Genomic DNA, 5,627 nt, shown 5'->3' on the forward strand with positions numbered 1-5,627 from the left:
CACTATCGAGCCCCTGCACCATAGGGCCGCTAGACCATACGGTCGGTCAACGATGGCGCGAGCTCCTTGCGGAAGCCCACGAGGGTGTAGAGACCGCCCGCTATCGCCACCATGGCCAGGAGCAGCAGCCCGATCGTGTAGCTGCCGTAGGCGTCGTAGATCGCACCCATCAGCAGTGGGGGGACAAAGCCGCCCAGCCCGCCGGCGGCCCCGACGACACCGGTGACCGCACCGACGCGGGTGGGCTCCACCAGAGCCGAGACCAGAGCGAAGACCGCACCGGCCGCCGCGCCGAGACAGGCGGCCAAACCGAGGAAGGCGAGGGTGCCCACCGGCTCGAGGGCGAGGGCCACCGTGCCGGCGCCGACCAGGGCCCCCAGTAGCGCGAAGAGTCCGGCGCCCACCAGCAAAGCGGACAGCACGCGGGTGCGGGAGAAGCGGTCGCACATCCAGCCGCCGACCGGACGGGCCAGCACCGCGACGACCACGAAGCCGGCCATCCGCAGCGCTCCTTGGCCCTTGGCCATACCGAAGTTGTTGACCAGGTAGGTAGGCAGGTAGACGCTGAAGGCGACGAAGCCGCCGAACGCGATGGCGTAGAGCATCGCGAGTTTGAGGGGGACAGGTTGGGCCAGCGTCCGCAGGGCCGTGGTGAGCCAGTTGGAGCCGGCAGGGGCGGTCGGGCGTCCCGGCGGCACCCGCAGCACCGACCAGGCGAGAGCGGCGTAGGCAGCCAGCAGCACAGCGACCAGGATGAAGGGTGCCGAGCGGCCGAAGGCGCTGGAAAGCTGCAACGTGGTGAACGCGGCGACCGCAGTCCCGATGGTGCCCATGCCGAAGATGCCCAGCGCCGCGCCTCGCTTGACCGGCGGGTGCCACGCGTTGACGAAGGGGACGCCGACGGCAAACGAAGTGCCCCCGATGCCCAGGAAGAAGCCGCCGATCAGCAGGGCCGTCAGGGTGTCGCCGAAGAAGCCGAGGAAGAGCACCGCAGGGATCGTCAGCAACGCCACGGCGGGAAACATGACTTGCGCGCCGAGCCGGTCGGTGAGGGCGCCCGCGGGGATGCGCCCGAGGGAGCCGACGATCACCGGGGTGGCCACGATGAGGGACTGTTGCAGCGAGGTGAGTCCCAGCTCCTCGCGCAGGGTGACGGCCAGCGGTGAGAGCAGCGCCCAGGCCCAGAAGCAGATGGCGAAACCGAGGGTGGCCACCAGAAGCATGGTGCGTGCCGTGCCTGGGTCAAGCTCGCCGGTGGGGGGTATCGCCTCGGCGCTCCGGGCGCCGGTCACGGCGATGACCCGTTGAGGTGGCGGGAAGATGCGCTCATGGGACTCTGTCTCCGAGGGGCGCCGGGCCGGAGTGCTGCGTGCCGACCTGACGTGCTGTTGATCTGACACTAGGAACCATAGTGACCCGCCGGCGTCGCGTGTTGTTGTTGACGAAAGATGAGGTGCTGCGCGCGCCCACGGTCAGCGCGACGAGTCGCCGACGACCATCCAGGCGTCGCCGCGGGCGCGCCACCATAGGCCAGCGGCGCGGATGGTCATGAAGCCGCCGAAGGCGACCCAGAGCCACACCAAGCCGGTCACGCCGACGACGTCGGCAGCCCACACGGCCAGCACCATCGGCAGGTAGGCGACCAGGAACACGGTCTGCGCCACGGCCAGCCATCGCGTGTCACCGGCTCCGATCAGCACGCCGTCCAGGATGAAGGCCACGCCGGACACCGGCTGGACCACCGCGACCACGATGAGCGCCGCCGCCAGCGCCGCCCGGACCTGGGGGTCGGTGCTGAAGCCGAGCGGGATCACCTGGTGCAGGACGATCACCAGCGCCGCCAGCACCACGCCAAACCAGATGCTCCAGCGGACCATCATCGCGGTGGTCGCTCGCGTCCGGGTCACGTCGCCTGCCCCCAGCGACTTTCCGGTCAGAGCCTGCGCCGCGATCGCCAGCGCGTCCAGAGAGAAGGCCAGCGCGCTCCAGACGGTCATGGCGACCTGGTGGGCGGCGAGCTCCGGCGTGCCCAACCCGGCCGCGACCCAGGTCGTGACGAGCAGCACGGCGCGCAGCGACAGGGTGCGCACCAGCAGCGGCACACCGTCGAGCGCCGACCGCAGGACACCGGAGGCGGTGAACCCCATCGGGGCCTCCAGACGGCGGGCGCCGACCACGACCACCCAGACGAGCGCGATCGCCATACCCGTCTGGGCGATCACCGTGCCCCACGCTGCGCCGGCGATGCCCCAGCCGACAACGTGCACGAGGACGAGCGAGAGCACGGCGTTGACGCTGAAGCCAGCGACCGCGGCGACGAGCGGAGTCCTGGTGTCCTGCAGCCCACGAAGCACGCCGGTGGCGGCCAGGACCAAGAGCATGGGGGGTATGCCGAGGGTAGAGACGCGCAGGTAGATCACCGCCTCCGCGGTCGCCTCGGGGGTAGCGCCGAAGACCGCCACGAGCGGCTGCGCCCAGAGCGCGACGGCGAGCGCGGCGATGACGCCGAGGATCACCGCGAGCCAGAGCCCGTCGATCCCGGCCGCGAGAGCGCCGCGCTGGTCGCCGGCGCCGAGCTTGCGCGCGACGATCGCGGTCGTGCCGTAGGCGAGGAAAACAAAGATGTTGACGGCCGTGAGCAGGACCGCGCTCGCCACGCCGAGGCCGGCGAGGGAGTTGGTGCCCAGGAAGCCGACGATCGCGGAGTCGGCCAGGAGGAAGAGCGGCTCGGCGACGAGGGCGAGGAAGGCGGGGAAGGCCAGGCGCAGGACTTCGCGGCGCAGAGCAGAGGGGGAGCCGGGCTGCGGATCTGGCGCGGGCGGGGTCACAGGGCGAGTCTGCCAAACAACTTTCTATGCACAGACTGTGTGTGACGTCGTTGCAGGTCAACGAGATGGAGGTAAGAAAATGGTGGAGTTGTCCACAGGCCTGTCCACAGTTGTCCACCGTCCTGTGGCGCGTCGTCCACCGCGGACGCACAGGCTATCCACACGCTGCCCACAGGCCGTCTTGTGACTACCTCCGCCCAGGCATACGGTGGCGCGATGGCGATGAGCGCGTGACCCGTGAGCGCGCGGCCCGGTCAGAGGTGTGTCGGTGGTCGGTGATGCCCTTGTGCCTAGGACAAGGATGCACGCCGCTAAGCAGGAGGTCGGATGTCGCTCACTGAGCTGGAGCAGGCCTACAGCGTTCCCGACGGACCGCCGCAGGATCGTCTCCCGCCGCAGGACGTCGCGGCCGAGCAGAGTGCGATCGGGGCGATGCTGCTGTCCAAGGACGCGATCGGCGAGTGCTCCGAGATCGTCCGCCCGGTCGACTTCTACCGGCCCGCGCACGAGCGGATCTACGACGCGATCGTCGACCTTTTCGGCCGGGGGGAGCCGGTCGACGCAATCACCGTCGCAGATGAGCTGACCAAGCGCGGCGAGCTGACCCGGGTGGGCGGCGCGGCCTACCTGCACCAGCTCATCGCTCAGGTGCCTACCGCCGCCAACGCCGCCTTTTACGGGGAGATCGTGGCCGAGCGCGCGGTGCTGCGACGGTTGGTGGAGGCGGGCACCAAGATCGTGCAGTTCGGGTATGGCGGTGGAGACGTCATGGATCTCGTCAACGCCGCGCAGTCCGAGGTGTTCGCGGTCTCGGAGAAACGGGGCGGCGACGACTACCATCCGCTCAGCGAGCTGTTGCAGCCTGCCGCTGACGAGATCGAGCTCAACGCGTCCTCCTCGGGGGAGATGGTCGGTGTGCCCACGGGCTTCACCGACCTGGACGAGCTGACCAACGGCCTGCACCCTGGCCAGATGATCATCGTGGCGGCACGGCCGGCGGTGGGCAAGTCGACCTTCGCTCTCGACGTGGCCCGCGCTGCAGCCATCAAGCACAACCTGCCGACGGTCGTCTTCAGCCTGGAGATGAGCCGCACTGAGATCACCATGAAGCTGCTCTCGGCCGAGTCGGAGATCCCGCTGCAGAACATGCGCAAGGGCAATATGCGCGACCGTGACTGGACCCGCCTGGCTGAGACGCAGGGCCGCATCCACGACGCGCCCCTCTTCATCGACGACTCCCCCAACATGTCCCTGATGGAGATCCGCGCCAAGTGCCGTCGGCTCAAGCAGCGCCACAACCTCAAGCTGGTCATCGTGGACTACCTGCAGCTGATGAGCTCGGGCAAGCGCGTGGAGTCGCGCCAGCAGGAGGTCGCGGAGTTTAGCCGCGCGCTCAAGCTCCTGGCCAAGGAGCTGGGGGTGCCGCTCATCGCCCTTTCCCAGCTCAACCGTGGCCCCGAGCAGCGGACCGACAAGAAGCCGCAGATGAGCGATCTGCGCGAGTCCGGGTCGATCGAGCAGGACGCGGACCTCGTCATCTTGTTGCACCGTGAGTCGCTCTATGAGCGGGAGTCGCCGCGCGAGGGTGAGGCGGACGTCATCGTTGCCAAGCACCGCAACGGCCCCACCGACACGGTGGTGCTCGCCTTCCAGGGGCATTACAGCCGGTTCACGAATATGGCGAGCAACTTCTAGCGCAAGTGCTTCGTTCTGCATGCTGGCCGACAGCCATCGCGAGCGACCGGTCCGCGGTGGCAAGTCTTGCCGAGGCTCACCTGGGTAAGACTCCGGATCGCCCGAAACTGCCGATGGCAGGTCGTCGTGTCGATGTGAGCGTGACTCGACCGCAGCGCGAGGCTCCCCGATCTTGCCGGTATTGGTCGTCTGGTGACGCGAAATGGTGCAGTCCCTAGTTCTGCGACTTGCCGGACCGGCAAGTCGCGTAGTAGCTTGCCAACATGGCAAATCATCATTTCGAGCCTGACGGCGTCAGCCCAGACCGTGAGGAGGGGCGCGTCAGCGACGCGCGAGACGCACTCCAGGACCTCGACAGCGTCCGGGTCAGGTTGGGGCACCGGCTGGCTACGCCGTGGTGGTACAAGCTCGTCTCGGCCCTCATCATCGCCGCCCTCTTCATCGGAGCCGGCATGCCCTACCAGAGCATCGACTTCGGCTCCGTCAAGACGGGTGCCTCGCTGTTGGTGCTGACTTTGGCGTTGGGGCCGCTGCTCCTGCGTGAGCTCTTGAAGCGCAGCACCGGGGCCTCCTTCGACCGCTACAACAACGGTTGGACATTGCCCTCGCTGGCGTTGGTTTTACTGCTGGTGGCGTGCGTGTCCCTGCAGACCTTCTCTGACGTGGACCTGGCACCTCTGGTCGGTGCCGTGGTCGGCTTCGTCTTCACCTGCCTCTATGAGGAGTGGGCCGATCGGCGCCTTGCCAGCGGTCGGTTCCCTGCCGCGAAAAGAAAGGCCCAGGGGTGAGCAACGCCTCCACCTTCAACGAGGTGATCCATGCGCGCAACCGACTGCACATCTGTGCGCTGCTCGCAGAGGTGGACTCCGTCGACTTCGCCACGGTGCAGGACACGCTAGGTGTCAGTGACTATGTCGTCAGCAAACACCTCAAGGTCCTCGTCGATGCAGGCTACGTCCGCACCCACAAGGAGAAGCAGCACGGCCGGGCCCGGACTTGGCTGAGCCTGACCTCCACCGGACGGGGGGCACTTGACGCACACCTTGCTGAGCTGCGCCGGATCACTGGACTCGGAGACTGAGGATCCGAGTCCACGCTGGTGCG

5 protein-coding genes are annotated in these 5,627 nt (G+C 68.0%); 3 read left to right on the plus strand and 2 right to left on the minus strand.

Translation table 11 applies throughout. From position 1 onward, the window contains the following. Positions 1-29: 29 nt before the first annotated feature. Complete coding sequence (locus tag Q4P07_RS13840; RefSeq protein WP_303375504.1) at positions 30-1,400, minus strand: nitrate/nitrite transporter; 1,371 nt, start codon at positions 1,398-1,400, stop codon at positions 30-32. Positions 1,401-1,472: 72 nt separating this feature from the next. After that, positions 1,473-2,828, minus strand: coding sequence for an MATE family efflux transporter (locus Q4P07_RS13845; RefSeq protein ID WP_303375505.1), 1,356 nt, complete (start codon positions 2,826-2,828; stop codon positions 1,473-1,475). Positions 2,829-3,155: 327 nt separating this feature from the next. Between Q4P07_RS13845 and dnaB the strand changes: the two genes are divergently transcribed. From dnaB to Q4P07_RS13860, 3 genes are all read left to right on the plus strand, one after another. Further along, positions 3,156-4,523, plus strand: coding sequence for a replicative DNA helicase (gene dnaB / locus Q4P07_RS13850; RefSeq protein ID WP_303375506.1), 1,368 nt, complete (start codon positions 3,156-3,158; stop codon positions 4,521-4,523). A 263-nt stretch (positions 4,524-4,786) separates the two neighbouring features. Next, a complete protein-coding gene (locus Q4P07_RS13855) occupies positions 4,787-5,311 on the plus strand; it encodes a hypothetical protein (protein WP_303375507.1) in 525 nt (174 codons plus the stop codon). Next, positions 5,308-5,604: a transcriptional regulator gene (locus tag Q4P07_RS13860; protein WP_303375508.1), complete on the plus strand. Its 297-nt coding sequence runs from the start codon at positions 5,308-5,310 to the stop codon at positions 5,602-5,604. Before Q4P07_RS13855 ends, Q4P07_RS13860 begins: the two co-directional genes overlap by 4 nt. Positions 5,605-5,627: the final 23 nt, after the last annotated feature.

This window comes from Ornithinimicrobium sp., assembly GCF_030537745.1.
Classification (GTDB): domain Bacteria; phylum Actinomycetota; class Actinomycetes; order Actinomycetales; family Dermatophilaceae; genus Ornithinicoccus.